The sequence below is a fragment of the Flavobacterium sp. HBTb2-11-1 genome, assembly GCF_009826975.1.
Lineage (GTDB): Bacteria > Bacteroidota > Bacteroidia > Flavobacteriales > Flavobacteriaceae > Flavobacterium.
Genome location: NZ_WUMO01000004.1, coordinates 215,200 through 241,389 on the forward strand (window position 1 = coordinate 215,200; position 26,190 = coordinate 241,389).

The 26,190-nt window shown below is 33.5% G+C and carries 23 protein-coding genes; 12 read left to right on the forward strand and 11 right to left on the reverse strand.

Annotated elements, in window-relative coordinates; genetic code table 11:
- The first annotated feature begins 8 nt into the window (after positions 1-8).
- The 3 genes from GR162_RS10415 to GR162_RS10425 all read left to right on the forward strand — a co-directional run bounded on the left by GR162_RS10415 (position 9) and on the right by GR162_RS10425 (position 4,514).
- Positions 9-1,589, forward strand: a complete 1,581-nt coding sequence (locus GR162_RS10415; protein ID WP_160782093.1) for an NADP-dependent glyceraldehyde-3-phosphate dehydrogenase — start codon at positions 9-11, stop codon at positions 1,587-1,589.
- A gap of 268 nt (positions 1,590-1,857) precedes the next feature.
- Positions 1,858-3,735 (forward strand): M1 family metallopeptidase, encoded by a 1,878-nt coding sequence (locus GR162_RS10420; protein ID WP_160782094.1) that lies wholly within the window; start codon positions 1,858-1,860, stop codon positions 3,733-3,735.
- 164 nt (positions 3,736-3,899) lie between these two features.
- The gene (locus GR162_RS10425) at positions 3,900-4,514 is read left to right on the forward strand and encodes a hypothetical protein (protein ID WP_160782095.1); all 615 of its coding nucleotides are present in this window, start codon (positions 3,900-3,902) and stop codon (positions 4,512-4,514) included.
- Between the two features lie 41 nt (positions 4,515-4,555).
- Here GR162_RS10425 and GR162_RS10430 read toward each other — a convergent pair whose 3' ends face one another.
- Positions 4,556-5,119, reverse strand: coding sequence for a porin family protein (locus tag GR162_RS10430; RefSeq protein WP_160782096.1), 564 nt, complete (start codon positions 5,117-5,119; stop codon positions 4,556-4,558).
- A gap of 172 nt (positions 5,120-5,291) precedes the next feature.
- On the opposite strand from GR162_RS10430, the gene GR162_RS10435 reads away from it, so the two are divergent.
- The 6 genes from GR162_RS10435 (at position 5,292) to GR162_RS10460 (ending at position 13,418) form a co-directional block, all read left to right on the forward strand.
- A complete protein-coding gene (locus tag GR162_RS10435) occupies positions 5,292-5,696 on the forward strand; it encodes a GNAT family N-acetyltransferase (protein ID WP_160782097.1) in 405 nt (134 codons plus the stop codon).
- A 195-nt stretch (positions 5,697-5,891) separates the two neighbouring features.
- On the forward strand, positions 5,892-6,272 hold the full coding sequence (locus tag GR162_RS10440; RefSeq protein ID WP_035691999.1) for a hypothetical protein: 381 nt from the start codon (positions 5,892-5,894) through the stop codon (positions 6,270-6,272).
- 176 nt (positions 6,273-6,448) lie between these two features.
- A complete protein-coding gene (locus GR162_RS10445; protein ID WP_160782098.1) occupies positions 6,449-7,531 on the forward strand; it encodes an efflux RND transporter periplasmic adaptor subunit in 1,083 nt (360 codons plus the stop codon).
- Positions 7,532-7,651: 120 nt separating this feature from the next.
- Positions 7,652-10,819 (forward strand): efflux RND transporter permease subunit, encoded by a 3,168-nt coding sequence (locus GR162_RS10450; RefSeq protein ID WP_160782099.1) that lies wholly within the window; start codon positions 7,652-7,654, stop codon positions 10,817-10,819.
- Positions 10,812-12,263 carry a TolC family protein gene (locus GR162_RS10455; protein WP_160782100.1) on the forward strand — a complete coding sequence of 484 codons (1,452 nt, stop codon included), beginning with the start codon at positions 10,812-10,814 and terminating at the stop codon, positions 12,261-12,263. Before GR162_RS10450 ends, GR162_RS10455 begins: the two co-directional genes overlap by 8 nt.
- Positions 12,264-12,377: 114 nt before the next feature.
- Entirely contained in the window at positions 12,378-13,418 is a 1,041-nt protein-coding gene (locus GR162_RS10460) for a S66 peptidase family protein (protein WP_160782101.1), read from the forward strand.
- A 73-nt stretch (positions 13,419-13,491) separates the two neighbouring features.
- Here GR162_RS10460 and GR162_RS10465 read toward each other — a convergent pair whose 3' ends face one another.
- The 3 genes from GR162_RS10465 to GR162_RS10475 all read right to left on the reverse strand — a co-directional run bounded on the left by GR162_RS10465 (position 13,492) and on the right by GR162_RS10475 (position 15,745).
- Complete coding sequence (locus GR162_RS10465) at positions 13,492-13,974, reverse strand: DUF4440 domain-containing protein (protein WP_160782102.1); 483 nt, start codon at positions 13,972-13,974, stop codon at positions 13,492-13,494.
- A gap of 165 nt (positions 13,975-14,139) precedes the next feature.
- Positions 14,140-14,949, reverse strand: a complete 810-nt coding sequence (locus GR162_RS10470) for a helix-turn-helix domain-containing protein (RefSeq protein ID WP_160782103.1) — start codon at positions 14,947-14,949, stop codon at positions 14,140-14,142.
- A gap of 46 nt (positions 14,950-14,995) precedes the next feature.
- The gene (locus tag GR162_RS10475) at positions 14,996-15,745 is read right to left on the reverse strand and encodes a DeoR/GlpR family DNA-binding transcription regulator (protein WP_237421349.1); all 750 of its coding nucleotides are present in this window, start codon (positions 15,743-15,745) and stop codon (positions 14,996-14,998) included.
- An 88-nt stretch (positions 15,746-15,833) separates the two neighbouring features.
- Here GR162_RS10475 and GR162_RS10480 point away from each other — a divergent pair, with 88 nt between their 5' ends.
- Complete coding sequence (locus tag GR162_RS10480) at positions 15,834-16,367, forward strand: 5'(3')-deoxyribonucleotidase (protein WP_160782105.1); 534 nt, start codon at positions 15,834-15,836, stop codon at positions 16,365-16,367.
- Positions 16,368-16,441: 74 nt separating this feature from the next.
- Here the strand turns inward: GR162_RS10480 and GR162_RS10485 are convergent, their stop codons facing one another.
- On the reverse strand, positions 16,442-18,196 hold the full coding sequence (locus tag GR162_RS10485; protein WP_160782106.1) for an ATP-binding protein: 1,755 nt from the start codon (positions 18,194-18,196) through the stop codon (positions 16,442-16,444).
- 56 nt (positions 18,197-18,252) lie between these two features.
- Complete coding sequence (locus GR162_RS10490) at positions 18,253-18,441, reverse strand: hypothetical protein (RefSeq protein WP_160782107.1); 189 nt, start codon at positions 18,439-18,441, stop codon at positions 18,253-18,255.
- 557 nt (positions 18,442-18,998) lie between these two features.
- Between GR162_RS10490 and GR162_RS10495 the strand changes: the two genes are divergently transcribed.
- Positions 18,999-19,628, forward strand: coding sequence for a hypothetical protein (locus GR162_RS10495; RefSeq protein ID WP_160782108.1), 630 nt, complete (start codon positions 18,999-19,001; stop codon positions 19,626-19,628).
- 373 nt (positions 19,629-20,001) lie between these two features.
- Positions 20,002-20,364: a hypothetical protein gene (locus tag GR162_RS10500; protein WP_160782109.1), complete on the forward strand. Its 363-nt coding sequence runs from the start codon at positions 20,002-20,004 to the stop codon at positions 20,362-20,364.
- Positions 20,365-20,518: 154 nt separating this feature from the next.
- Here GR162_RS10500 and GR162_RS10505 read toward each other — a convergent pair whose 3' ends face one another.
- From GR162_RS10505 to GR162_RS10525, 5 genes are all read right to left on the reverse strand, one after another.
- Complete coding sequence (locus tag GR162_RS10505) at positions 20,519-21,871, reverse strand: GH1 family beta-glucosidase (protein ID WP_160782110.1); 1,353 nt, start codon at positions 21,869-21,871, stop codon at positions 20,519-20,521.
- 430 nt (positions 21,872-22,301) lie between these two features.
- The gene (locus tag GR162_RS10510; RefSeq protein WP_160782111.1) at positions 22,302-22,715 is read right to left on the reverse strand and encodes a hypothetical protein; all 414 of its coding nucleotides are present in this window, start codon (positions 22,713-22,715) and stop codon (positions 22,302-22,304) included.
- Between the two features lie 65 nt (positions 22,716-22,780).
- On the reverse strand, positions 22,781-23,848 hold the full coding sequence (locus GR162_RS10515; protein WP_160782112.1) for a type I restriction endonuclease: 1,068 nt from the start codon (positions 23,846-23,848) through the stop codon (positions 22,781-22,783).
- Positions 23,849-24,015: 167 nt separating this feature from the next.
- Positions 24,016-24,915 carry a hypothetical protein gene (locus tag GR162_RS10520; RefSeq protein WP_160782113.1) on the reverse strand — a complete coding sequence of 300 codons (900 nt, stop codon included), beginning with the start codon at positions 24,913-24,915 and terminating at the stop codon, positions 24,016-24,018.
- A gap of 4 nt (positions 24,916-24,919) precedes the next feature.
- Positions 24,920-26,188, reverse strand: a complete 1,269-nt coding sequence (locus GR162_RS10525; RefSeq protein ID WP_160782114.1) for an ABC transporter permease — start codon at positions 26,186-26,188, stop codon at positions 24,920-24,922.
- Positions 26,189-26,190 lie beyond the last annotated feature (2 nt).

Sequence of the window (26,190 nt, forward strand, 5' to 3'; positions counted from 1 at the left end):
ACCAAATTATGAGTTTTATACCAGAAGAATATCAGATTAATGCGCTGATAAATCAAGATACTTATCTTGTAAATGGAGAATTGAAACAATGGACAGGGCAAACCACACCTGTGTTTTCTACTATTTCTTCAACAGAAAAATATACGCCAACCTTATTAGGATCTATTCCTTTTATGGGAGAAAAAGAAGCAGCAGAAGTTGTCGAAGCTGCTACCAATGCATACGATATGGGGCAAGGTTTATGGCCGACTATGAAAGTAGTGGATCGTATTAAATGTATGGAAAAATTTGTGAAGCAAATGAAAGAAACCCGCGAAGAAGTGGTAAAATACTTAATGTGGGAAATCGGAAAATCATTGGGAGATTCGCAAAAAGAATTCGACAGAACAGTAGAGTATATTTACGATACTATTGCAAGCTACAAAGAATTAAACGGACGCAGTTCGCACTTTGAAAAAGTTCAGGGAGTAAACGCTATGATTCGTCGTGGACCTCTTGGAGTTGTACTTTGTCTTGGGCCATATAATTATCCTTTAAATGAAACTTTCTCATTGCTGATTCCAGCTTTGATTATGGGAAATACTGTAATCTTCAAACCTGCTAAACACGGTGTTTTATGTATTTCGCCATTGTTGGAAGCTTTCAGAAGCAGTTTTCCAAAAGGGGTAATTAATATTGTTTACGGTAGAGGACGTGAAGTAGCTTCTCCGATTATGAAATCTGGAAAAATTGATGTTTTAGCATTAATCGGAAACAGTAAATCGGCGATTGCTTTACAAGATCAGCACCCAAACAAAAACAGATTACGTCTAATTTTAGGTTTAGAAGCAAAAAATCCAGCGATTATTCTTCCAGATGCCGATTTAGATTTGGCTATTCAAGAATGTATTACAGGAAGTTTGTCTTTTAACGGTCAGCGTTGTACAGCATTGAAAGTTTTATATGTTCACGAATCTATTAGAGAAGAATTCAATAAACGTTTTGCAGAGAAAGTAGACAGTTTGGTTTTCGGAAATCCGTGGGAAAAAGGAGTTTCTTTAACACCGCTTCCAGAAACAGATAAGCCAAAATATATTCAAGGATTAATTGATGATGCTGTTCATAAAGGAGCAAAAGTGATCAATGAAAAAGGAGGAAAACATACTGATAATTATATTTTCCCTGCAGTTCTTTATCCAGTAAACAAAGAAATGCGTGTGTATCATGAAGAGCAGTTTGGGCCAGTTGTTCCTGTGCTTTCTTTCAAAGATATTAAAGAACCATTGAAAGATATGGCAGAATCAAATTACGGTCAGCAAGTAAGTTTGTTTGGTAAAGACATCAAAACTCTTGCTCCGCTAATTGATGCTTTGGTAAATTTAGTTTGTAGAGTAAACCTCAACAGTTCTTGCCAGAGAGGTCCAGATGCTTTCCCTTTTACAGGAAGAAAAGATTCTGCAGTAGGAACTTTGAGTATTCCAGATGCTTTGCGTTCATTCTCAATCCGTACGTTTGTAGCTTCAAAAGATATCGATTATAATAATGAGATTCTGCAGGAATTGCTTAATAGCAAAGAATCGAATTTTATTAATACAGATTATATTTTGTAGTCATCAAGGTTATATATTAATTGTAGATGCCGTTTGTTGCTTTTGGTGACAAACGGTTTTTCTTTTCTTGTGAAAAAGTGAAAAGTGAAAAGTGAAAAGTGAAAAGTAAGAGGTTTGAAGTATAATAAGATTTTTACATCTCACAACTTACATTTCACATTTTACATTTCACAATTAACAATTTACAATTAATAACTAAATTTGTAACATTATTTTAAAAAAGCAGTCTTAGTTATATACCAAACAATTTAAAGACCTAAGAATCATTATGAAAAAGAGATTTTTGCAATTTGCATTAATAGCATTTGTTCTTTTTGCCCAAGATACTATTGCTCAAGAGCTTTATATGCCGAGAAATATAAAAAAAGCCTACGAAAACGGAACACGTTCTAAAGACGGGAAACCTGGCGTAAACTATTGGCAGAACCGCGGAAAATATAATATGGAAATTTCTGTTGATCCTAAAACCAGATTGGTTTCAGGCACAGAAACTATTATTTACGAGAACAATAGCAAGGATACGCTAAGAAATTTAGTTATCCGTTTTGTAAATAATCTTCATAAACCCACTTCGTCTCGAGGAAGCGATGTAAGCAGCGATTTTTTAAGCGACGGATTGACGATTACTTCATTAAAGATAGAAAATGAAGTCTATAAAGAAGATGCTAAAAATTGGGGAACAGTTGGGAATGTAAAATTGCAAAAACCGATTCTACCACGTTCAAAAACCACTATAAATATTGAGTGGAATTATCCTTTGTCTAAAGAGAGCGGAAGAGAAGGTCAGATTGACGAAACTACTTTCTTTGTAGCTTATAGCTATCCGAGAGTTTCGGTTTTTGACGATTACAATGGTTGGGACAGATTGCCGCACACCGACCGTCAGGAATTCTATAATGACTTTAACGATTATGTTTTTTTTGTAAAAGCACCAAAAAATTATGTGGTTTACGCAACTGGTGATTTATTAAATCCAGATGAGGTTTTACAGCCAGAATTTGCATCGCGTTTGAAGAAATCTTATACAACAGATGAAATTTTGCATATCGCTAACGAGCAAGAAATGAAAAGCGGTATCGTAACCAAACAGTACGATTGGAATGTTTGGAAATTTGAAGCTAAAAATATCACAGATGTATGTTTTGGTCTAAGTGACCATTATTTATGGGATGCCAGCAGTGTAATTGTAGACAAGAAAACAAATCGACGCGCGAGTATTCAGGCGGCTTACGATATTAAAGGAACAGACTTTGTAAATTCTGTAAAAAACAATCAATATGCTTTAGATTGGTTTTCTAATAATTGGCCAGGAGTTCCTTACCCGTTTTCTAAGATGACGGCTTTTCAAGGTTTTGCTGATATGGAATACCCTATGATGTGCAACGACTCACAAATGGGAGATCCTGTTTTTGCGCAATTAGTCCAAGATCACGAAGTAGCACATACTTATTTCCCTTTTTATATGGGAATTAATGAAACGCGTTATGCTTTTATGGACGAAGGATGGGCAACAACTTTCGAATATTTAATCGGGATTGCTGAGCATGGAAAAGAGGCCGCAGATAACTTTTATAAAGAATTCAGAGTAAAGCAATATATAAACGACCGATCTTCAGAAGAAGATCAGCCTATTATCACAATGTCTACACAGGTTTCTGGAGCAGGATACGGAAATAATTCTTATGGAAAAGCTTCTCTTTCTTATCTGGCTCTGAAAGATTTATTGGGCGACGACTTATTCAAAAAAGCTTTGCATTATTATATGGATACCTGGAATGGAAAACATCCAATTCCGTGGGATTATTTTAATTCATTTAATACCTCAACAGGTAAAAATTTAAATTGGTTTTTTAATAATTGGTTCTTTACCAACAATTATTTAGATATCGCAGTAAAAGGTATTTCTGCTGACAAGAAAATGATAACAGTAGAAAACATTGGAGGTTTTGCCATTCCGTTTGACGTTGTAATTACTTACGCTGATAAATCGAAAGTAATCTTACATCAAACACCAGCAATTTGGGAAAAAAATCAGAAAACGGCTAAAATCATTTTGAAAAGCACAAAAAAAATACTGCAAATTCAGCTGGATGGGGGGATTTTTATGGATGCAACGCCAGAAAACAATGTTTTACTTGTTAAATAGATTGGGTTATTATTAATAAATTTGTTAACAATGTTGTGTTGTATTTAATAAAATAACATTGTTTGTTTTGAATCATTAATAATAATCAAAAATACGGAAAACCGTAAATGAATTTCTTTAAAAAAGATTAGGTTTGTGAAATAATAAAAAACCTACAAAATTTAATGAAAAAAACATTTGCACTGATTGTATTACTAAGTACATTCAAGTTCTTTGGACAGAATGACCAAAAAACAGCATTTCAAAAAAGCAAATATGAATTAGCTGTTTCTTACTACAAAAAAGCCGAGTTTGTAAAAGCGATCGACTTATTTTCTTTAGCAGCAAAGATTAAACCAGACAATGAAATTGGAAAAGATGCTGTAAATAAAGTGGATACTTTACGTAGCCTTTTGAGAAAAGAAATTTTAAGCCAAGCCATTGGAACTTGGAAGCGAACAGGGAATCAGCCAGTTTGGTCTGCAGCTACGGCAGATAATGCCAATCAATCTAGTTTTGACGAATTAATTGAGATCAAAGAAAATGAAATAGCGTTTTATGAAGTAGACAAAAAAACAAAAGTAAAGAAACTTCTAAAAACAGAGAATTTAGTTTATAATGATGCAAACTGCACTGCATCAGTATTCTCAGAAATCATCCTTTCAGACGGAACAATTTGGAACTGTAGTCTAAATGATAAAGGAAACATATTGCATGTAGTAAATGTGGCAGTAAAAACAGAAGAAGGAATACGAAAGATAAATAATGATAACGAAGAAAGTTATTACGTTAAGATCTAAAAAAAGGGAATCATTTGATTCCCTTTTTTTTGTTTTATGTTTTATAAAAATTTAAATCCAAGTGAAAGGCTAGTTATTCCAGTTTTAATTTCTCCACCAGAAGCATCGATATCAGTTAATCCAGCAAGATATCTTACATCAAACGTAAGTCTCCAGACATCAACTCCAACACCTCCAAGCACACTGTGATTGTTTCTTTCAAATGCTATATGATTTAGATTATTGCTTGGGTTTATGTCCGAATAATTCTTCCAATTGTACCCCGCAAAAACTCTCACATTTCCTATTTTTCCAAGCGGAATAATTTTAAAACCGGCGATTAAAGTAGCATCAGTACCAGACAATTTAAATTCGGTTTCTCCAACTCCATCTTGAAAAACGCTGAAATTAGTTTGAGCATAGCCAAATTCGCCCTGTGCATAAAAAACAGTAAGGTTTACTCGAGCAAAAGCGGCAAAACCAATTCCTGTATTGGTATGGTCGGAGCTAAAGTTTTTTGCATCAACAGAAGTAATATTGGTCGAAAACTGCGGTCCAACTTGTATTAATTGCGCAAATCCATTTACACAAAAACATAAAAATGCTGCTAAAAAGAATTTTTTCATAAGGATCTTATTTGATTTTGGTAGCATAAAAATAAACATAATTGATTAGAATTGAACGATTTGTCTGATTTATTTTCTTGTAAAGTTTTGATAGCTAGATCTGTTCGTTTTTTGAGTTTGCTTTCCTAATCAGATTAAAATGAGTTATTTTTGAAAAGATTTTATAAAAGTTATGGAAATTAGAACAATAAAAGCATCCGATACCTGGCAAATTAGGCATGAAGTAATGTGGCCCGACCAGCCTTTTGAATTTGTACAGCTGGAAGAAGACGATTCAGGATTTCATTTTGGTGTTTTTGAAGAAGACAAATTAGTTTCTATAGTTTCATGTTTTATTGAAGGAAAAGAAATGCAGTTTAGAAAACTGGCGACTTTAGAAGAATATCAAGGAAAAGGCATTGCTTCATATCTTTTAGAATATATATTGGAATTTGCAAAAAGTAAAAAAATAGAAAAAGTCTGGTGTAACGCCAGAAGTAATAAAAAAACATTTTATGAAAAAATAGGATTTATAGATACTCATAAAATGTTTGTAAAAGCTGGTCAAGAATTTACAATAATGCAAATTAAAATTTAAAAATAAAATTTCATTTCGTTTTTATAAATGATTGTATTGTAGTTGTTTATATGTATTTTTTTTGAATAAAATAATATTTTTCTTCATCTAATCTTCATGTAAAAAGTTACCGAAAACGTTTTCATTTTATCTAACTGTTAAAGCTTGTTAAAAAATCTTTTTTTGTTTTAATTCTTTTATTACTTTCGCACCGAAATGAGAAATTTAATCGTATTTTTAGTATTCATGAATATGCTTCTGTTTGGCGGAGGCCAATATTTGAATGCCAATACTTTTGGTCCTCATAATCACCATCATCTGCAAAAACACAGGGTTAAATTTACCAATCAAGATCGAGGCAGTTCTATAATTGAAGACGTTGCTGATGTTGATATTGAAGAGGATTTTCTTGGCGGTGATGACACTAATTTACTAACGAACAAGTATTTTACTGCTTCGTATAGTTTGGTAGACGCTTTGTATCTGGCACTTTCAGATCAGTCTGCAGCGAATGATTCTAATCGTTTAAAATTTTCTACGCCTGTCTTCGGGCATTCAAATCCTATCTATATTACTCAACGAGTATTAAGAATTTGATTTTACAGTATACATCGGTTACCTGAGTTTTGATCTCTGCGTATCTTGCTGTTGTATATTTTCTACTTCTGCTTATATAAAGGTTAAGGTCTGGACTAAGGTCGGCTGATGCATTTAACATCCAAAAGGAATTTTTATTCCAAAAGCATTCAATCGCTTAATTTCCAAACTAAATCATGAAAAAAATCATTGTGTTCACAGGCTTAATGGCCTTGGTGTGCTTAACGAGCTGTACATCTAAAAAAGAAGAAAAAGAAGAAGTTGAAAAATTTACCGTTACTAATCCGGTTAGAATTGATACTTCGTTTACCAAAGAATACGTTTCACAAATAAAATCGGTTCGAAATATCGAGCTTCGTGCCCAAGAAAAAGGGTTTTTACAAAATATATATGTTGACGAAGGACAGTTTGTAAAAAAAGGACAACTGTTGTTTAAAATTATGCCGAACATGTATCAGGCTGAATTATTAAAAGCGCAGTCTGAACAAAAATCGGCAGAAATCGAATTGCAAAATGCTAAATTATTGGCAGACAAGAATATCGTTTCTAAAAACGAATTAAGTGTAGCGCAGGCAAAACTGCAATCTGCAAAAGCTGAAGTATCATTAGCAAAACTTCATTTGTCATTCACAGAAATCAGAGCTCCATTTGATGGGACAATCGACCGTATTCCTTTAAAACTAGGAAGTTTAATTGACGAAGGAGAACTATTGACAAGCCTTTCAGACAACAGCCAGATGTTTGCTTATTTCAATGTTTCTGAACCAGAATACATTAGTTACGAAACGCACATTAAAGACCGTGCCGATAACAAAGTGAATTTAGTTTTGGCTAACGGAGAGCTTTTTAAAGAAAAAGGAAATGTTGAGGTTATTGAAAGTGAATTCAATAATGAAACTGGAAATATCGCTTTCCGAGCAAGATTCCCTAATTCTGGAAAATTACTTAGAAATGGGGAGACTGGACAAGTTCAGATGAATGTGCCTCTTAAAAATGCCATTGTTATTCCGCAAAAAGCGACTTACGAAATTCAGGACAAAAAATATGTTTTTGTAGTTGGTAAGGATAACAAAGTAAGCTCTAGAGAGATTACAATTACAGGAGAAATTCCTGATTTATACGTAATCAAAAGTGGTATTACAGAAAATGATAAAATCTTACTTGAAGGTGTTCAGAAAGTAAAAGAAAACGATAAAATTAAATTCGATTACGAATCTCCTAAAGAAGTAATCAATCATTTACGCTTAAAAGCAGAATAGTTTTTTGTTTCTATAGTTTCAAGTTTAAGGTTTCAAGTTACGCGCTTAACCTAAAACGTGAAACTTGAAAGTGAAACAATTTTAAACTTCAATAAGTTTAATCATTTAAAAAATATTAAAATGTTTAATAAATTTATACAAAGACCTGTTCTGTCGATAGTAATATCGTTGATTATTGTCTTTTTAGGGGTGTTGTCGGTTTTAAATTTACCAATTACACAATTCCCTACAATTTCACCTCCAATGGTGAACGTTACAGCAGATTATCCGGGATCTAATGGTGAATTGATGGTTAAGGCGGTTGTTATTCCTCTGGAAAGAGCCTTAAATGGGGTTCCTGGAATGAAATATATGGCTTCTGATGCAGGAAACGACGGTGAAGCTACAATTAAAGTGGTTTTTAACTTAGGAACAGATCCTAACCAAGCAGCAATCAACGTACAGAACCGTGTGGCTTCTGTTACCAATAAACTTCCTCCTTTGGTAATTCGTGAGGGTATCAAGATTACTCGAGAAGTGCCAAGTATGTTGATGTACGTGAACCTTTACAGTACAGACAAAAATACTGACATGAAGTTCTTATACAACTATGCCGATATCAACGTACTTTCTGAGCTGAAAAGGGTAAACGGTATTGGTTCTGGAGATATCTTAGGAACACGTGAATATGCAATGCGTATCTGGCTAAAACCAGACCGTATGTTGGCCTATAAAATTTCTGCTGATGAAGTAATGGAAGCATTATCAAGTCAGAGTTTGGAGGCTTCTCCAGGTAAAACGGGAGAAAGTTCAGGTAAACGTTCTCAAGCGTTTGAATATGTATTGAAATATTCTGGGCGTTTTACAACAAAAGAGCAATATGAGAATATTGTAGTAAAAGCAAATCCAAATGGAGAACTTTTACGTCTTAAAGATATTGCCAAAGTTGAATTTGGAAGCTCAATGTATGACATCTATTCTAATTTGAATGGAAGACCATCGGCAGCGATTGTATTGAAACAATCTTTTGGAAGTAACGCGAATCAGGTTATTGAAGAGGTTAAAGCAAAATTGGAAAAAATCAAACAAAGATTTCCAAAAGGAATGGATTATGAAATTTCATATGACGTTTCTAAATTCCTTGATGCTTCTATTGAAAAAGTAATCCATACGCTTGTTGAAGCATTTATTCTGGTAGGTTTGGTCGTTTTCCTTTTCCTAGGAGACTGGCGTTCTACGGTAATTCCGGCAATTGCAGTACCAGTATCGTTAGTAGGGACTTTTGTGTTCATGACTTTCTTCGATATTTCATTGAACTTAATTACATTATTTGCATTAGTGTTAGCAATTGGAGTCGTCGTCGATGATGCGATTGTGGTTATTGAGGCTGTTCACGCCAAGATGGAAGAGGAGCATCTCTCACCATTTAAAGCAACAAAACAAGCTATGCATGAAATCGCAGGGGCAATTGTTGCCATCACATTCTTAATGGCTGCGGTATTTATTCCAGTTGCGTTTATGTCTGGTCCCGTTGGAGTTTTTTACAGACAGTTTTCTGTAACTATGGCAACTGCGATTATTCTTTCTGGTATCGTAGCTTTGACATTGACACCTGCGCTTTGTGCAATGATGCTGAAAAATAATCATGGACAACCTAAAAAACCAACGCCTGCCAATAGATTTATTGATGCTTTCAACGAAAAATTCAATTTAGCACAAGGAAAATATCAAAATTTATTAGGGAAAATTGTTGATAGAAGAGTAGTTACTATTGTTGCGCTTTTAGGGTTCTGTATTGGGACATTTTTAATAAGCAGTTCAGTCCCTTCGGGATTTATTCCGAATGAGGATCAGGGAATGTTTTATGCCGTAATTCAGACTCCTCCAGGTTCATCTTTAGAAAGAACGAATAATATTGCAGAGAGAGTTCAGAAAATTGCAGAAGATATTGACGGAGTAAAATCGGTTTCTTCATTAGCAGGTTACGAGATTCTTTCTGAAGGTACAGGTGCCAACTCAGGAACGTGCTTGGTTAACTTGAAAGACTGGAGCGATAGAAAAGAATCTGTTTTGGAGATTATGCACGAAATGGAGGAAAAATGTAAAGATATTACAGGTGCTAATATCGAGTTCTTCCAACCGCCTGCTGTACCAGGATATGGTGCTGCCGGAGGATTTGAGCTTCGTTTATTAGATAAAACCGGTTCTGTTGATTATAAGAGAATGGAGCAGGTTAATAATGAGTTCGTTGCTGAATTAAACAAACAGCCAGAATTATCAAACGTATTTAGTTTTTATAGCTCTAGTTTCCCTCAGTACATGATGAAAGTCGATAATGACTTAGCCCAGCAAAAAGGGGTTTCTATCGAAAATGCCATGAATACGTTGTCAACTCTTGTGGGGAGTAACTACGAAATCAGTTTTATTAAGTTTGGTATCAACTATAAAGTAATTGTTCAAGCTTCACCAGAATATCGTGCACAGCCAGATGATATCTTGAAATTGTATGTGAAAAACGATCGTGATGAAATGGTGCCTTATTCTGCTTTTATGAAATTAGAAAAAGTATATGGACTTTCAGAAATTACACGTCACAATATGTACACGTCAACACAAATCAGCGGTTCGCCTGCCCAAGGTTATAGTTCTGGTACAGCGATTAAAGTAATTCAAAGAGTAGCTGCCGAAAAATTGCCAAGAGGATATGACATTGACTGGGCAGGTATTTCTGCCGATGAGGTAGCGCAAGGTAATCAAGCTATTTGGGTATTCTTAATCTGTTTAGGATTCGTTTACTTGGTATTGGCGGCGCAATATGAAAGTTTCATTCTGCCATTGTCAGTAATTCTTTCATTGCCAGCAGGTATTTTTGGAGCTTTCCTTTTATTGAAATTAACAGGATTGGAAAATAATATTTACGCTCAGGTTGCGATGGTAATGCTGATTGGTTTATTGGGTAAAAATGCGGTATTGATCGTCGAATTTGCGATACAGAGACATGCTGCAGGATTATCAGTTTTACAATCAGCAATGGAAGGAGCAAAAGCAAGGTTCCGTCCAATCTTAATGACATCTTTTGCCTTTATTGCAGGTTTATTGCCACTTGCTTTTGCAACTGGTCCGGGAAAAATAGGTAACCGAACAATTGGTACCGCAGCCGCTGGAGGTATGCTTATCGGAACTATTTGCGGTGTATTTGTAATTCCGGGCTTGTATTTCATTTTTGCCAAAATTGCAGAAAAATACAAATTGGTAAAACATGAAGAAGAAAATCCATTAACAGAAGAAATTGATAACAATCATGTATAAAGTTAAATCATATCAATATAGTATTGCATTAGCTGTATGTCTGGCAGTTGCAGGGTGTAAAACCCCTGCACCTGAGGCAGCAGTTACGACAAGTACGCCAGTTCCTGAATCGTTTGGCGCAACAGCTCAAACGCAGGATGCAAACAACAACACAGCAGCATTAAACTGGAGAGATTATTTTAAAGATCAAAATCTTATAGATTTAATTGATGTTGCACTCAAAAATAATCAGGAACTGAATATCACTTTACAGGAAATCGAAATTGCAAAGAATGATATCCGTGTAAAAAAAGGGCTTTTATTGCCAACAGCAGGTTTACGTGCGGGAGCAGGAGTAGAAAAAGTGGGTAGATATACTAGCCAAGGTGCAGGTGATGCTACAACAGAAATCAAACCAGGAGTAGAAACGCCAGACCCGCTGGGAGATTTTACCATTGTAGCTTATGCAAATTGGGAAGTAGATATCTGGAAAAAATTGCGTAATTCTAAAAAAGCAGCTTTAAACAGATACTTAGCTACAGTGGAAGGTAAAAATTTTGTAATTACCAACCTCATCGCAGAAGTGGCTGATTCTTATTATGAATTATTGGCTCTAGACAATCAATTGGATATTGTTAAACAGACTATCAAATTGCAGACGAATGCTTTAGAAATTGTAAAAGTTCAAAAACAAGCGGCAAGAGCAACAGAATTGGGAGTTAAGAAATTTGAAGCAGAGGTTCTAACTTCCCAAAGTATGGAGTTTGATATTTTACAACAAATAAAAGAGACTGAAAACAAAATCAACTTTTTGTTAGGTAGATATCCTCAGGAAATAAAAAGAACGACCAGCACTAACTTCTTAAGTTTGTTGCCAGCTGCCGTGAGTTCTGGAATTCCTTCTCAACTGTTACAGAATCGTCCTGATATTAAGCAGGCAGAATTGGAATTGGTTGCTGCAAAACTAGATGTAAAAGTGGCGCGTGCAGAGTTTTATCCTTCTTTGGATATCACGGCTGCAATTGGAGTAAATGCTTTTAAACCTTCTTATTTGTTCACCATGCCCGAATCGCTTTTATATTCATTAGCAGGAGATCTTGTAGCTCCTTTGATTAATAGAAATGCAATTAAAGCGGAGTTTGCAAGTGCAAATGCAAGACAGCTTCAGGCTTTGTACAACTACGATCGTACAGTTTTGAATGCCTATTTAGAAGTGTCAAATCAGATGTCTAAGATTGAGAATCTTCAAAAAGGTTACGATCTTAAATCGAAACAAGTTGACGCTTTAAATACTTCTATTGATGTTTCAAACGATTTGTTTAAATCGGCTAGAGTAGATTATTTCGAAGTTTTAATGACACAAAGAGATGCATTAGAAGCTAAACTAGAATTAATTGATACTAAAAAAGAACAATTAAATGCTGCAGTCCATGTTTACAGAGACTTGGGCGGCGGATGGAAATAATTTTGCCAATTAATTTGTAGAAGAAATGCCTTTCGGAAGTAAAATTCTGAAAGGCTTTTTTGTTCAAAACAGAAAGGTTTTACTTCTGTATATTTGCATTTCAAAAGTTGTTTTATGAAAAATCTTATTAAACCAAAAGCACTAAAAAAAGGAGATAAAGTTGCCACTATATCACTTTCTTGGGGAGGTGCAGGAGAATTGCCTCACCGATATGAATATGGAAAGAAACAGCTTCAGGAAGTATTCGGATTGGAAGTTGTGGAAACTAAAAATGCGTTAAAGCCTGCTGATTGGATTTATAATAATCCAAAAGCTCGTGCAGAAGATTTAATGGAAGCATTTTTAGACCCATCTGTTAAGGCTATAATTAGTAATATTGGAGGAGAAGAGAGTGTGCGAATCCTGCCTTTTTTAGATTTGGATATTATGGCAAAGAATCCGAAAATATTTTTAGGTTTTTCTGACTCAACAATTACACATTTTGCTTGCTTAAAGGCAGGATTGACTTCTTTTTACGGTACTTCGCTTTTGGTTGGATTTGCTGAGAATTGCGGCATGCATGATTATCAGATTCAGGATATTAAAAGAACATTATTTACTTCACAACCAGTTGGAGAAATTATGCCAAATAACGAAGGCTGGACATCAGAATATCTGGATTGGTTTGATGCATCATTATCCAATACAAAAAGAAAACTAACAGCATCTGATGGATGGAATTTTTTGCAGGGAAAAGGGAAAGTTCACGGGAAATTAATTGGAGGCTGTTTGGACGTTTTGGAATTTTTGAAAGGAACCGAATTTTGGCCATCTGCAGAGGAATGGAATGACTGCATTTTGTTTTTGGAAACTTCTGAAAATATGGCTGAATCAAGCACGTTAAGATATTGGCTAAGAAATTATGCCGCGCAAGGAATTTTAAGTCGCTTAAAGGGAATTATTTTAGGACGACCTTACGATTCTAAATATGCTAAAGAATACAATGATGAGATTTTAAAAATCATGAAAGAAGAAAATTTGACTGATCTCGCCATTATTACCGAAATGGATTTTGGCCATACGTGTCCTACATTTACCCTTCCGTTTGGAGTATTAGCAGAAATAGATTGTCAAAACAAAACATTTAGCATACTAGAAAGCGGTGTTTCAGAATAATTATAAACACTTTTATAAATAAAAGCCTTTCAGAAAGTAAAATTCTGAAAGGCTTTGTCTTTAAATGCGCGTTTTATTTGGCTTCACGATTACTGCTAAAAGAATCTCTAAACATTTTCCAGCCTTTAGGAGTTTTTTTCCAAAGGACAAGAAACTTACCATCATCCATAAGTTCGCCTTTTGAGTTTAAGGACTGCCACAAGCCTTCTTCGGTCACATATTCTACGCCATCGCCATAAACTGCTGTCGTAATAAATTTACCGCCTCTTAAGCCGTATTCATCATAAGCTTTTCTGAAAAATTTGGCGACGTCTTCTTTTCCATAAATTTGAGGTGCATTGGGAAGTAATATTGAAGCATCGTCGGCATAGCAATCTATGAAAATAGACGGATTATTATTTTTAAATGAATCAAAATAAATCGCATTGCTTTCTTGAATTGCTTTTTTTGCTTCGTCTAAATTGGCTGTTTCTTTTTTTGATGTCAAATTACAGCTGTTTAATACTATGGCAAATACAATTAGTTTTAAGATTGTACCAAGAACATAATTTTTCATAACGTTTGTTTTTAATTAAAAGAATAAATTGATATTATTTTAATCAAAGGTATTACGTCTGAAAACTTTAAAATTGTACAAATCGGAACAGTTTCTTTTTAAGTTACTGAGATTCTGAGTTGCTAAGATTCTGAGAAGTAGTGTTTGTAAATACTATACATTTCCTTAAATAATCAAATTATTTATTGGAGATAGATTTTCTAGGTAAGAAGTAGGCGTAGTTCCCGTAAAAGCTTTAAAATCTCTTATAAAATGTGATTGGTCAAAGTAACCAGAATCGTAAGCAACTGAAGTTAATGCGGAATCCTTGTTGGAAATCAGTTTTAAACTGCGCTGAAAACGTATGATTTTATTAAATGATTTTGGGGCAAGACCTGTGTGCTGAAAAACCAGTTTATGAAGATAACGAGGTGTCATTCCGTATTTGGCCGCAATAGTATTGATGTCGCTTCCTAATGGATTTTGGACTAAACTCGAAAGTATATGAGCCACTTTTTGAATTTTTTGCGACTTGTTATCATTCATTATCAATTTCTTGATTAAAAATGATTCGATAAGTTCAATTCGCTTTTGAATTTGTGGAGTTTCCAAAAGCTGTAAATGAAGTGTTGTTATAGGCTTACCAATAACATCTTCTAAATCTAAAATCTGATCGTTAAAAATTCCGACTTCATCATTAAAAAAGTAAGCCGCAGAATGCGTATAAAACCGAATGCCCAACATAGTGTGTCTGCCTTTTGATTTTATGGCAAGCGGTTTAGTTATTTGTCCCCACAATTCAATTTTGGGTGTTTTATGAAATTTTTCATCAATCAATGATTCCCAAATGCCATCGCCGAGGTTAAAAATCATTTCCATTTCACCACTCGGAAATACAGTATCTTGAAATTCGATATCAGAATCTGATTCGAAAATATAATAATGTTTTATGTAAGGTTTCAGAATTTCTGATGGCAAAAAATACTGGAATTCCATTGCGCTAGATTAATGTTAATTCATTGTCTAGATCAAAGTTATGAAATTAAAGAATAGTCAAACCAGTATTTTTATACGGCTTTAAAATTTCCTCATCTGGAGAAACATTGGTTACCAAAACATCGATGTCTTGTATTGGGCAGACAAAATAAGATTCGGCAGTTTCAACTTTTTCGATAGAACTTAAAGCGATAACAAAGTTCGAATTCTTTATCATATTTTTTTTAAGCACAGAATCGTCGTATAAAATTCCCGTAATACCGCGCTCATGATGAATACTGCAGATTCCTAAAATAAAGATGTCTGCTCTAAAATTCCTAAAGAAATCAATTGTTTCAATACTCGAAGTTGCAAAAGAAGTCTTGCACATTTTTCCGCCAGCAAAAATTAAATCGATATTAGGTAAGTCTTCGACTAACGAAGCAACAGGAAAACTATTGGTAATAACCGTCAATTTTAAGTCGTAAGGAAAGCTGGCAACCAAAGCCAAAGAAGTAGTTCCTCCATCAATAAAAACAACTTGTCCGTCTTTTAAATACGAAATGGCTTTCTGGGCAATAATTTTTTTGTTTTCGATATCGTGTTTTTCTCTTTTTCTATAATGAAGCGGAATTGGAGAAGGAGCAACTGCACCACCGCGAACCGCTTTTAAAAGTCCTTGATCTGAAAGTTCTTTTAAATCGCGTCGGATCGTATCTTCTGAAACACTCAGATATTCGCTTAATTCTACAGAGCTAACACGGTGTTCTTTAGATAGATATTCTAAAATTGTCTTTTGTCGTTCTTCCTTTTTCATTTTAATTGCGGTTTTATATTGCAAAAATAAGTTAAAAATTGCAATATTTTGCAATTTTTGCATAATTTTACCGCAAAATAAAATTATCATGAGAAAGAAAACCATTGCAGTTGATATGGATGGGGTGCTAGCCGATATAGAATCCCAATTGATTGAAGAGTACAATAAAGAATACGGAATGAACCTTACGAAAGAGGGAATTCAAGGATTAAGTGAAGAAGAAGCTTTTAAAGAAAGACCGCTTTTGCACGGAATTTTAAATAAGGGAAACTTTTTTAGAAACCTGCCAGTAATGCCAGATGCAGTCGAAAGTTTGCAAGAACTCCAAAAGAATTTTGAAATTTTTATTGTTTCGGCAGCTACAGAATTTCCAATCTCCCTTGCCGAAAAAGTAGCTTGGCTTGGCGAGCATTTCCCTTTTATAAAATGGGAGAATATAGTTTTATGTGGGAGCAAAAGAATCATCAATACCGATTATCTTATAGATGACCACTGCAAAAATTTAGATTACTGTATGGGTAAGCCAATCATGTTTACTGCATTTCATAATATAAACAAGACACACCATTTGCGAGTAAATAACTGGAAAGAGGCGGTGGCTGTTTTAAATGGAACATTATAAGCTAAGATGAGGTTATAATATTTGTTGTTTTTGAAGAAAGAAGTCTCTCGGATTAATTCTGAAAGGCTTTTTTATTAATATGCGAACTTTTCTTTTACTTTAATCTGCGTTTGTTCTGGCATAGATATTTTTACTTTAAATCCTTTGTCTGGTTCTGTCTCAATATCAAACGTACCGTTAACAGCAAGAATACGATTTGCCATGTTTTGAAGGCCATTTTTCACAATTATGCTTTTTTCGCAGCCTATCCCGTTGTCCATATAGTTTACAAAAATTGATTTTTGGTCGCTTTCAAATCGTATAACCACAAGACTTGCATTGCTATGTTTTTTCATATTTACCATTAGTTCCTGTAAAATTCGACTGATGGTGATCTTTTTTATATCGTCAATGTTTTCCCAATTTATGTCTTCTAAATTGGTTACCATAATGTTTCTTTCTCGTGTATTATAAGCAGATAGCATTTCTCTGATGCTGCGGGTAAAATTTGCGCCAGTATCGATACTATTATTTTCTCTAGAAATTCCCCTTACACGGCTGTAAATATCATCTAATTTTTGAAGCAGATTCTCTTTGGTGTTTTCTGCATATAACGGCTGAGATTCAGCAAAAGCGATAACTTGAAAAACATCGTTAGCCAACTCATCGTGGATTTTTTTAGCAATTCGCGTTTCGGTATTGTACGAAGTTTTAAATTCTATGGCCTTATTTTTATTCTTGTAATAACGTATTAAAATTAATATCAGAATAACTAAAAATACAAACACAATTGCAAACACAATTCGAAGGTATTTGGCTCTTTGAAGTGATAATTGATTTTTAGCCTTTTCTAAACGAAGTTTTTCGTTTTCGTCTTTTTCCTTTTTAGCATCATATTTAATTTTGGCTGACTTATTTTTAAAATTGTTTCGGACCTTAATGATACTGTCGTTTAGTGTAAAGTACTGTTGAGTGTATCTAGGGGTGTTATGAGTATTATCGTTTGAGATTAATATTTGCAGGGCTTCTAATCTTTCATCAATACTGTTAAGCTTTGTAGCAACTTTATAAGCTAACAGAGCGTTTTCATCTGATATTTTTTTGTCTTTTTTAGAATAATAATCAGCGAGGTGGAGGTAGCTTTCAATGCTCCCATAGGTGTCCTTAGTATCAATTCTAATTTTTAAACCTTCATTCATTAAATGAAGCCCTTTATTTTCTAATCCATTTTTAAAGTAAGCGTAACCCAAATTATCGAGTAGTATAGATTTGTCATTGGGTGTGGCTTTATCTTTTAAATCTTTACTTGAAAGAGATTGTAAAAGAGAATCTAAGATGGGGATTGCTTCGTCATATTTTTTTTGTTGAATATAAACAGCAGCAATATTTTGTATGGGAGCTTGTTTTAAGAGAGGGTCTGAATATTCATTTGCCGCTAGTTTATAGTAATAAATGGCATCATCGTAAAGAGAAAGCTCTTTATCGGCGATACCAAGATTAGTCTTAATGTTAGCAGCATAAATACTGTTTTTCTTAACATAATGCAATGCTTCGGTTAGGGTCTCTTTACTACCGTAATAATCTCCATTAATTTGTTGAATCATTGAGGTTTGGATAAGGATATATCCAATATTGGCACTATCTTTTAAAGTTTCATATAGTTTCTTTGACTTATTGAAATCATAAAAAGCAGTATTGAAATTTTGTTTTCCGTAGTTTTCAATTGCTTTATCACGCAAAGCATAAGCCTCTTTTCGTATAGATTTAGTTTTAGGATTAATGGTCTTTTTTTCTTCGCAGGAAAAAAGAAAAAGTAATGTAATGAAATAAAAAAACGGGGATCGTAACATTTAAATTTACTTTCCCCGAAAATAGTAATTAATTTGACACCAAAAATATTTTTTTATCATGGAGCAGGAGGTGGAATTGTTCCTCCCCCTCCTGGTTTATCTCCAGGACCATCAGGTATATCATCACCAGCGTGACCATCTGTTTTTTCGATTTTCTTTTTTGGTGTAGTCTCATACTCATCAGGAGTACAAGAAAATATCGTGAACAATAACGCAAAAGCGATAAATAGTATTAGTTTTTTCATTTTGTTTATTTTTAAGAAATTAGACATAGGTATTGCGGTCCGGAATAATCCAGAGGCTTTAGGGCAATACCAACATTGGTTTTGGGAAGTGAAGTGTGTAGAACAGTAAGACGTTATTTATACTTCCCGAATAAACTTGGTCTTACAGTTTTTTACACTCTTAATTAGAACTGGTTTTCATTATTGTTTTAGTCTGCAGACAAAACCTGAACTAATTTCTTGATGCAAAGTAAAGGAGCTTCCAGGCCTTATCTGGAAAGGGATTCCCGGAATTCCTGCGTTTTCCTGAGATTCCCAGAAATTCCCAGAAAAAAGCTTAAAAGTCTAGTTTGAATTATTTAATTTTAATACAAATCTCTATTGTAATAGATGCAATTTGTCGGTAAAAAGTTGGTTGGGAATAGCTAAAAAAAATTATAGAAATAATATAGATTTGGAACAAAAATTGAATTGCTGGTAAAGGTTTAATTGCAGAAGTCGGAAATAAAGGCATATAAAAAAGTTTTGGTTAAAAATGGAAATAAAAGGAGTCAAAAGAAGTTCTTAAAAAAGGCAAGATGAACAATACATTAGAAGAATATAAAAAGGCGATTAAAATTAAATACGAGATCGAAAAAGAGGGAGAGTATTTTGACTTCCTATACCACCCTTCACGCGGAAAACTCCGCGATTTATGCTGGCTTATCTTTGAAGACAACCCGACTCAAGATGATTTAAAAGTTTTTAGGAATTTACTGTGCGTAGATTTTGACTATACTCAAAAGAATAAGTTTAAAAATCAAAAAGATAAGTTTAGGCCTATTGAAACTTTCTTTAAGGGCGAAACAGATCCATCAAATATTGATGCCATAAATCTTGCAGCAGTAATAGTCGATTTTCAACCACGCCCTTTTAAAAAATTCAACGAAAAATGTAGAATTGAAGAAGCCAAACAAATTAAGAATGTCATTGAGAATGTAACTGCTGAAATTGATGGTAGTGGCATAGAAAAAACTGTTTTGTTGAAAAATGAAAATCAAGAGTCTAAAGAAGTTCCCAAAAAGAGAAATCTTATGCTGAATTTTAAAGATCTATTTTCTAAAAAAGTGGCTCAGAAAATATATCCGCGCAAAATAATTACGATTGCAGTTGGAGCAGTTGCTCTGATATCTTCTGCATGCTTATATTTGGTGCAGAAAAAAAATTGAGAGATACAATTTCGGAAAGAAATTTAAATGCATTTTGAAAAGTAAAATGCTTGAAGAGATAGAAAAGAATAATTTTTGAAGTGTAATTTTGGCGTTTAAAAAGTTTGTTTTTCGGCATATATTTACTGTTTTTTATACTATAAATATAAGAAAAAAATATTGATAAACCTAATGGAATTCAATGAAATAACAGATTTTTCAGCTCTTTTTTTCCTTTTTTTGGGATAATTTTTTTGTACTTTTTTTAGTAATTCTATATCTCAGAAAAATGTAAAATTTGTTTTTGCAGCCGGATTGAAATAAAATTATTTATATTTATAAAACACTAAAAAACGATTTTGATTTTTAATAACAATCAGTTTAAAATTCCTTTATGAAAAAGCTCCTCATACTATTTATTGTTTTATGCGCTGTCAGCTGTAAAAAATATGTTGTCTCGTTTGAACAGCCAACCAATATGAAATTGGACAACTTAAAACTAGAAGTATTTCTGGATAAAGAAAAAGTGAAAGAGATTAATTTGAAAGCGACAGAAGAACTCCCTACTTATGAAACAGTAGGATTGTCGGTATCTGGTGACGGAAAACACCTGCTTCAGGTTAAAACAAAAGATACAACCTTTAGTTTTGATGTCAAATATCCCGAAGAGAAATTTATTAGGATTATAACTAACTTAAAAACTAATGGAAAAATCCATGTTGGAATCTTAAAGCAGAATTATAAATATAAGTCTTAATGATTTTGGGGCTAGTTTTTAACTGCAAAGAGTACAATCCCGAGCTATCGGGATACGCAAAGTTCGCAAAGCAATTTATATCGCTTTGCGAACTTTGTTTTAACTGAAAGTTGCTTAAAAATACTTAGCGTACTTTGCGAAAAAACCAAAAAAGTTAGGATAGAAAATCCTTAAACCACAATCCAGAGTTTTTTATAGTTCTTTTTTGGGTTTCAAAATCAACGTGAATCAAACCAAATCGGGCATTATAACCTTCAGCCCACTCAAAATTGTCGGTTAAAGTCCAAACAAAATAGCCGTCGACATTTAGCCCCTCACTTTTGGCTTTTAAAATTTGTTCTAAATTGTCCTGAATAAAATGAGTTCGCTTTATATCGTGTACTTTTCCGTTTTGAACGGTGTCTGGAAAAGCGGCTCCGTTTTCGGTGATAATTATTTTTTTGATTCCCTTATATTCATTAAATTTTTTAAGGATATGATACATGGCAGGCGGATAAACTTCCCAGCCCATTTCTGTCGAAATTACATTCCTTTTTTCGGCACTTACTAGTTCAGCGCCAATGTACGGAGTTAAGATAGAAGATTTTACAACCTCTCGTGTGTAACACTGTAATCCGATGAAATCAAAATCGAAATTGAGATTGTTTAAATCGTCTTCAAGGATATAATTATTCAATTTTTTAAGAACCGGAAGATCTTTCTGCGGATAACCTAATCCTAAAATGGGTTCTATAAAAGTTCTGTTTAATAAAGTGTCAACACGTTTTGCGGCTTCAACATCTTTTGAGCTTTCAGTTGCAGGTTCAATATGCGTGCATGAAAATGTAGTTCCGATATTGGCATTCGGAATTCGTTCGCGAACTATTTTAGCTCCAGCTGAAGTGGCCAGAGTAACATGATGCATGGCTTTTAGATAATTGGTGATTCCTTTTTTGCCAGGCGCGTGAATGCCTAAAAAGTAACCCGCTCCAGTAAACACAGAAGGTTCGTTGATAACCATCCAGTTTTTGACACGATCGCCAAAATATTGCACGCAGACTTCAACATATTCTTTAAACCAAGATACAGAATCTCTATTTGTCCAGCCTCCTTTTACCTCCAAATCGTGCGGTAAATCCCAATGATAAAGCGTTATCCAAGGTTTTATTCCAGATGACAGCAGAGAATCTATAATTTTATTGTAATAATCGATGCCTGCTTGATTGATAGGATGAATGCCTGTCGGCATAATTCTGGGCCAGCTGATAGAGAATCTAAAATTCGGAATGTTTAGTTCCTTGATTAAACTAATATCGTCTTCATAGCAGTTGTAAAAATCACAAGCTGTTAAGGCATGATGTCCGTTTTTGATTTTTCCTTTTTGAGAAGTAAAAACATCCCAGATAGAAGTACCTTTTCCGTCGGCATCATGTGCCCCTTCAATTTGGAAAGCGGCGGTAGAAACACCCCACAAGAAATCTTCACCAAATTGGTTTCTGTTCAAAAATGAGCTTTCAATTTTATTCATTCAATAGTGCTTTCCTTTATTTATAATGGTTTATTAATGCAGGAAAGAAGATTGCATTGCTCTTAAAAAAAGCCATTCTTTGAATGATACCAGGAATTTTAGATTAAAGAATTTCATAACGATTAGTTTTATATCAAATTAAAAAAACTAATGTGAAATTAGTGTAAAGTGATTATTATCAAATAATTAAATGTGAAAATGGGAAGGTATTTAATCTTCCCATCCGCATAGTGTCAAACCTAGACCTTGAGCTTGTTTAAGTGATGTTTTGACTATTTCATGACTGCAGGATCTTAAACCGCGGCAATTTTCATGATAATGATATTTTTTTGCGCCGGTAGAACCGCAAATAAACACTTTTGTTTCTGGTGGCCGAAAAGAACTTGCAAAAACAAAAAGTAACACTAGAGTATATTTCATGCTATATTTTTTATTTAACAATTAAATGGTATTCATTTCCTTGTTTATCGGTAGCTTTTAATTTTCCGTACGAGATCCATTCAGTATTAATTTCAACTTCAGCAACTGTATCGCTCGTTAAAATTCCAGCGCCATATTTACCCTGAACGTTAATATTTCCACAAACTGAATCGCCTCTGCTGCTTATTCCTTTTACATCATAATTATACTCGTAATTCCCAGAATTTCCTGTTCTGTATTCGTATTGATACGTTTTATTTACATGATATGTTCTAGCTTCTTCTGGTGTAATTGTTTTTCGATCATCTGCTGTAATTACCGATTTGTAAAATGAATTTACTTGTGGCAATGGAGGCGGAGAAGCGGTCTTTTTGCAAGAATAAAATGTAAATACTAAAAATAAGATGAGGTAGTTTTTTTGCATAGGCGATGTGGTATTTGGTTAGCTGCAATAAATCTACTTAGAATTTAATTCTTTAAAATGAGTACTTATACGGGATTTAATTCAGTTTCATAAAGCGCCACAGTCTCTAATAATTCCTTTTCGTATTGGTAAATGTCATCAATTGAGGAAATAGCAATTTTAGCTTCGGTTTTATTATTATTGAAAAGGCTTATGTATTTTTTTCCGCTGTTTAAATGAAGTCTGCAAAGAGGTTTACGATTATTATCGTCCAGCAATATCCCAAAGTACGATTGTGTATCGCGATATACTATTCTGGCTACTGGGAGTTTTCGTCGTAAAATGGCAACGACTATACGATAACCGTCAAGTTCTTCTTCGGTTGTAACCACCTTGCTATCATCTTCAACTGAGACAATTTCTTCGTCTTGTTGTTTGATTGTTTCTTTACTTAAAGCCGCATTTAAACGATCGTTAATTTTGTCATTAATAAATTGATTTACTGATTTTTGAACTAAATCTTTGAATTCTTCCACAACTTTTTCTGTAAGCCTACCTGTGTAAACTTTGTTGGCAAAAAGTTTTGTAAATTCATTTGATGGATTTTCTAATTCTGTACTTATCTGCTTTTTTATTTCCTTAATGTACTTTAATGAACTTGCATTGCTTACAATATTATCGACATCAAAATTGGCTTTATGAAATTTGGCAATTTCGTTTATTGTGTTTTCTTTTAGATTGCAGATATCAAATTCTAGAAATGGTTTTTCATCCATTTTGTTTTGGTCGTCCAAATCGGTAAAGAATTGATAATGAATTCCGTTTGTTAAAAGTGCAAATCGCGTTTTAGTGACATGGAAATAGCGGAATAATTGTGAATTATGAACAGTAAGTTTTTCTTTCCAGCTTTTGCATTCTACAATGATAATGGGTTCTCCATTCTGAAAAATAGCATAATCTACTTTTTCTCCTTTTTTTAAGCCAAGATCAGCCGTAAATTCAGGAACTACTTCTAGCGGATTAAATGCATCATATCCCAGAACATGTATAAAAGGCAATACAAAAGCATGTTTTGTAGATTCTTCGGTTTCGATTTTACTTTTCAGCTGATTTATTTTATCGGCTAATGATTTTAGTTGAATATTCATTTCCATTGGATTGTAGTTTTAAATTAATATTTCAAATGTAAAGCCAATAAAAATCAGTGTATTATGGAAAACCGTAATCAAAACGAAAAATTAGAGAAAGTTTTTTTGGAAAGGATTTAAACGGAAAAAAGAGGACAATGAAATTCCTCTTTTAAAAGCATAAGATTAGTTTTTTATTCTTTTTCTAAAATAAAATCTTTTATGATCTTATCCATGTTTGAAGGCAGGTCGGCATTTTTAATTTCGAAATGTTTTATTTTCATTTCAGAAAGCCATTTAGCCCAATACGCTTGTATAACTTTTTCTTCAAACGGATTGTTTTTGCTTGGATTTATTCCTAAAACTAAAACTTCAAGATTAGATAAATCTGTATCTATCTTAATGAAACCAAAATTTTCTTCATCGAATTTTTTCTTCCAGTTATTTGTATTCAAGCCATTTTGTTTAATTAGCTGAGGTGTTAAATAACTAGATAAATTCCTGTCTTTAATTTTTGTTCCTTCATAAAACATATATCCGTCAGTTAAGATAATTAAGATGTTTCTAAAGTCTTTTTCAATGCATTGATCTTGCACATTGCTGTCAAAAAAGTTCCAAATATCTGAACCAATGTATTTATCATCTTTAATCGCTGATTCGTAAATCATAGCTGTTTTTGAAGAATAAGTATTGTTAATAGAATTTAAGAATTTTTTGGAGGCATTATCTTTATTTACCGAAATTCTCAACTCTTTAGAAACCGAATTAATTTCAGGGTTTTCGGGTTCAGGATTAAAAAATAATTGCATTTTATCATTAATCTGCCTCATTCTTTTTGATTTTAAATGATCTGTAAAAGCTTCAGAAACCGATTTGATATATCCTAAATCTCTTTGGTAAATCTCCATTGTTGGATTAGGATTTTTTTTGAGGCTAATTCGGTCTGATAAATCCAGCAAAATACTAATGTTGTAATTTTCTGAAACAGAACTTTTAGTTGAGGTTTCTTTGCTTTCTGTTTTTGCTTCTTCTTTGCATGAAAAGAATAAAACCAATAACAATGACATTGAAATTTTAAGTAAAGTGTTTTTCATAATCTTAATTTTTAAAATACACTAAATGCTGAAAATCAGGGTCTATTAAATTTAATCTTCCAAGATGCTCTTCAGATAAATTTTCGCAGTTTTCCAGTAATTCTACTTTTTCCTTATGTGGCAAAGCAATTTCTGTATTGATAGCTTGAAACCAGCCTTCTTTGTATTGATGATGATAATGCAGATATTCTTTTACAGGAAAAACAAAGCCGTCTATTTTCAATTGGAGTTCTGATATCTTGCCATTTATGGTTACAATCTGTTCTTTAAAACCGTTGATTTTATTAATATAATCAGATTTCAGTTTTTCCAGATTTACTAGATTTTCTTTCCTCCCTCTTATAAAAGCTCTGATTTTATCAATGTTTTCAAATTCTTTCATTACAAAATCAAATACCAATCCCCAGATAATATACACCACGAAACCAGCAAATATGATCATCCAGAATTCTGGCTCGCCCAAAGCAATATTTAAATTGTAAGGAGAAGATTCGGTTGTTTTATTAAACTCGTATATTTTTTTCTCAATGATGTAAGCCAAAAGACCGTCAAATAGAAATGTAATAGTAAAAAGTGCAGCAAGTCTAAAAATGTTTTTGATTCCTTTTCCTTTTTGAACCATATGAATAACATAACCCAATCCCATAAAAACAAACGGAATAGTGGTAACCAAAACGCCTTCAAGCCAACTTGCCTTAAAAGCATTTGTAAAAGCATCGGCATCAAAAATGGCCGCAGTTAAACTGTCATTTGAAAATTCTTTGAAAAAAGCAGAATAAGAAGCTGAAATATAAAACACCAAAACATAAAGCGTAATTGGCAGTAATAGAATCAAACCAATATAAAATTGGGCTTTAAGACCTTTTCCTTCTTCGATTCCGTATTTGTCAGGATTTCGTTTTACTTCAATAATTTCGTTTTTTATCTGGTCGATATTATCATTGATATCCTGTTCTTTTTTCTCATAAATACCAATTGCGGCTTCAGATTTTTTGAGCTCAGTTCTGTTTTTTTCCTGTTCTTCACGATAGGGCTGTTTCAGTTTGTCTTGCTCCATTTTTTGTTTTCGGCACTGATCTTCAAAACTCATATATAAATTTTGAAGACATGCTTTGAGAACAATTGGTTTTCCGGTTGCCTTAACCGATGCAGCAAAACCGCTTTGATAATACGTAATTCTGATTTGTTCTCTGTCTTCTTCATTTTCTTCCAGAATTTTAAAAGGAGAATCTTCAGATTTTTTTAAACTGAATAATTGTGCAAGTGGTTTCATAA

What these genes read in the sequence shown, in the direction of transcription:
- GR162_RS10415 (WP_160782093.1), top strand. Translation starts at nt 9, where the DNA reads ATGAGTTTTATACCAGAAGAATATCAGATTAATGCGCTGATAAATCAA.
- GR162_RS10420 (WP_160782094.1), top strand. Translation starts at nt 1,858, where the DNA reads ATGAAAAAGAGATTTTTGCAATTTGCATTAATAGCATTTGTTCTTTTT.
- GR162_RS10425 (WP_160782095.1), top strand. Translation starts at nt 3,900, where the DNA reads ATGAAAAAAACATTTGCACTGATTGTATTACTAAGTACATTCAAGTTC.
- GR162_RS10430 (WP_160782096.1), bottom strand. Translation starts at nt 5,119, where the DNA reads ATGAAAAAATTCTTTTTAGCAGCATTTTTATGTTTTTGTGTAAATGGA.
- GR162_RS10435 (WP_160782097.1), top strand. Translation starts at nt 5,292, where the DNA reads ATGGAAATTAGAACAATAAAAGCATCCGATACCTGGCAAATTAGGCAT.
- GR162_RS10440 (WP_035691999.1), top strand. Translation starts at nt 5,892, where the DNA reads ATGAGAAATTTAATCGTATTTTTAGTATTCATGAATATGCTTCTGTTT.
- GR162_RS10445 (WP_160782098.1), top strand. Translation starts at nt 6,449, where the DNA reads ATGAAAAAAATCATTGTGTTCACAGGCTTAATGGCCTTGGTGTGCTTA.
- GR162_RS10450 (WP_160782099.1), top strand. Translation starts at nt 7,652, where the DNA reads ATGTTTAATAAATTTATACAAAGACCTGTTCTGTCGATAGTAATATCG.
- GR162_RS10455 (WP_160782100.1), top strand. Translation starts at nt 10,812, where the DNA reads ATGTATAAAGTTAAATCATATCAATATAGTATTGCATTAGCTGTATGT.
- GR162_RS10460 (WP_160782101.1), top strand. Translation starts at nt 12,378, where the DNA reads ATGAAAAATCTTATTAAACCAAAAGCACTAAAAAAAGGAGATAAAGTT.
- GR162_RS10465 (WP_160782102.1), bottom strand. Translation starts at nt 13,974, where the DNA reads ATGAAAAATTATGTTCTTGGTACAATCTTAAAACTAATTGTATTTGCC.
- GR162_RS10470 (WP_160782103.1), bottom strand. Translation starts at nt 14,949, where the DNA reads ATGGAATTCCAGTATTTTTTGCCATCAGAAATTCTGAAACCTTACATA.
- GR162_RS10475 (WP_237421349.1), bottom strand. Translation starts at nt 15,745, where the DNA reads ATGAAAAAGGAAGAACGACAAAAGACAATTTTAGAATATCTATCTAAA.
- GR162_RS10480 (WP_160782105.1), top strand. Translation starts at nt 15,834, where the DNA reads ATGAGAAAGAAAACCATTGCAGTTGATATGGATGGGGTGCTAGCCGAT.
- GR162_RS10485 (WP_160782106.1), bottom strand. Translation starts at nt 18,196, where the DNA reads ATGTTACGATCCCCGTTTTTTTATTTCATTACATTACTTTTTCTTTTT.
- GR162_RS10490 (WP_160782107.1), bottom strand. Translation starts at nt 18,441, where the DNA reads ATGAAAAAACTAATACTATTTATCGCTTTTGCGTTATTGTTCACGATA.
- GR162_RS10495 (WP_160782108.1), top strand. Translation starts at nt 18,999, where the DNA reads ATGAACAATACATTAGAAGAATATAAAAAGGCGATTAAAATTAAATAC.
- GR162_RS10500 (WP_160782109.1), top strand. Translation starts at nt 20,002, where the DNA reads ATGAAAAAGCTCCTCATACTATTTATTGTTTTATGCGCTGTCAGCTGT.
- GR162_RS10505 (WP_160782110.1), bottom strand. Translation starts at nt 21,871, where the DNA reads ATGAATAAAATTGAAAGCTCATTTTTGAACAGAAACCAATTTGGTGAA.
- GR162_RS10510 (WP_160782111.1), bottom strand. Translation starts at nt 22,715, where the DNA reads ATGCAAAAAAACTACCTCATCTTATTTTTAGTATTTACATTTTATTCT.
- GR162_RS10515 (WP_160782112.1), bottom strand. Translation starts at nt 23,848, where the DNA reads ATGGAAATGAATATTCAACTAAAATCATTAGCCGATAAAATAAATCAG.
- GR162_RS10520 (WP_160782113.1), bottom strand. Translation starts at nt 24,915, where the DNA reads ATGAAAAACACTTTACTTAAAATTTCAATGTCATTGTTATTGGTTTTA.
- GR162_RS10525 (WP_160782114.1), bottom strand. Translation starts at nt 26,188, where the DNA reads ATGAAACCACTTGCACAATTATTCAGTTTAAAAAAATCTGAAGATTCT.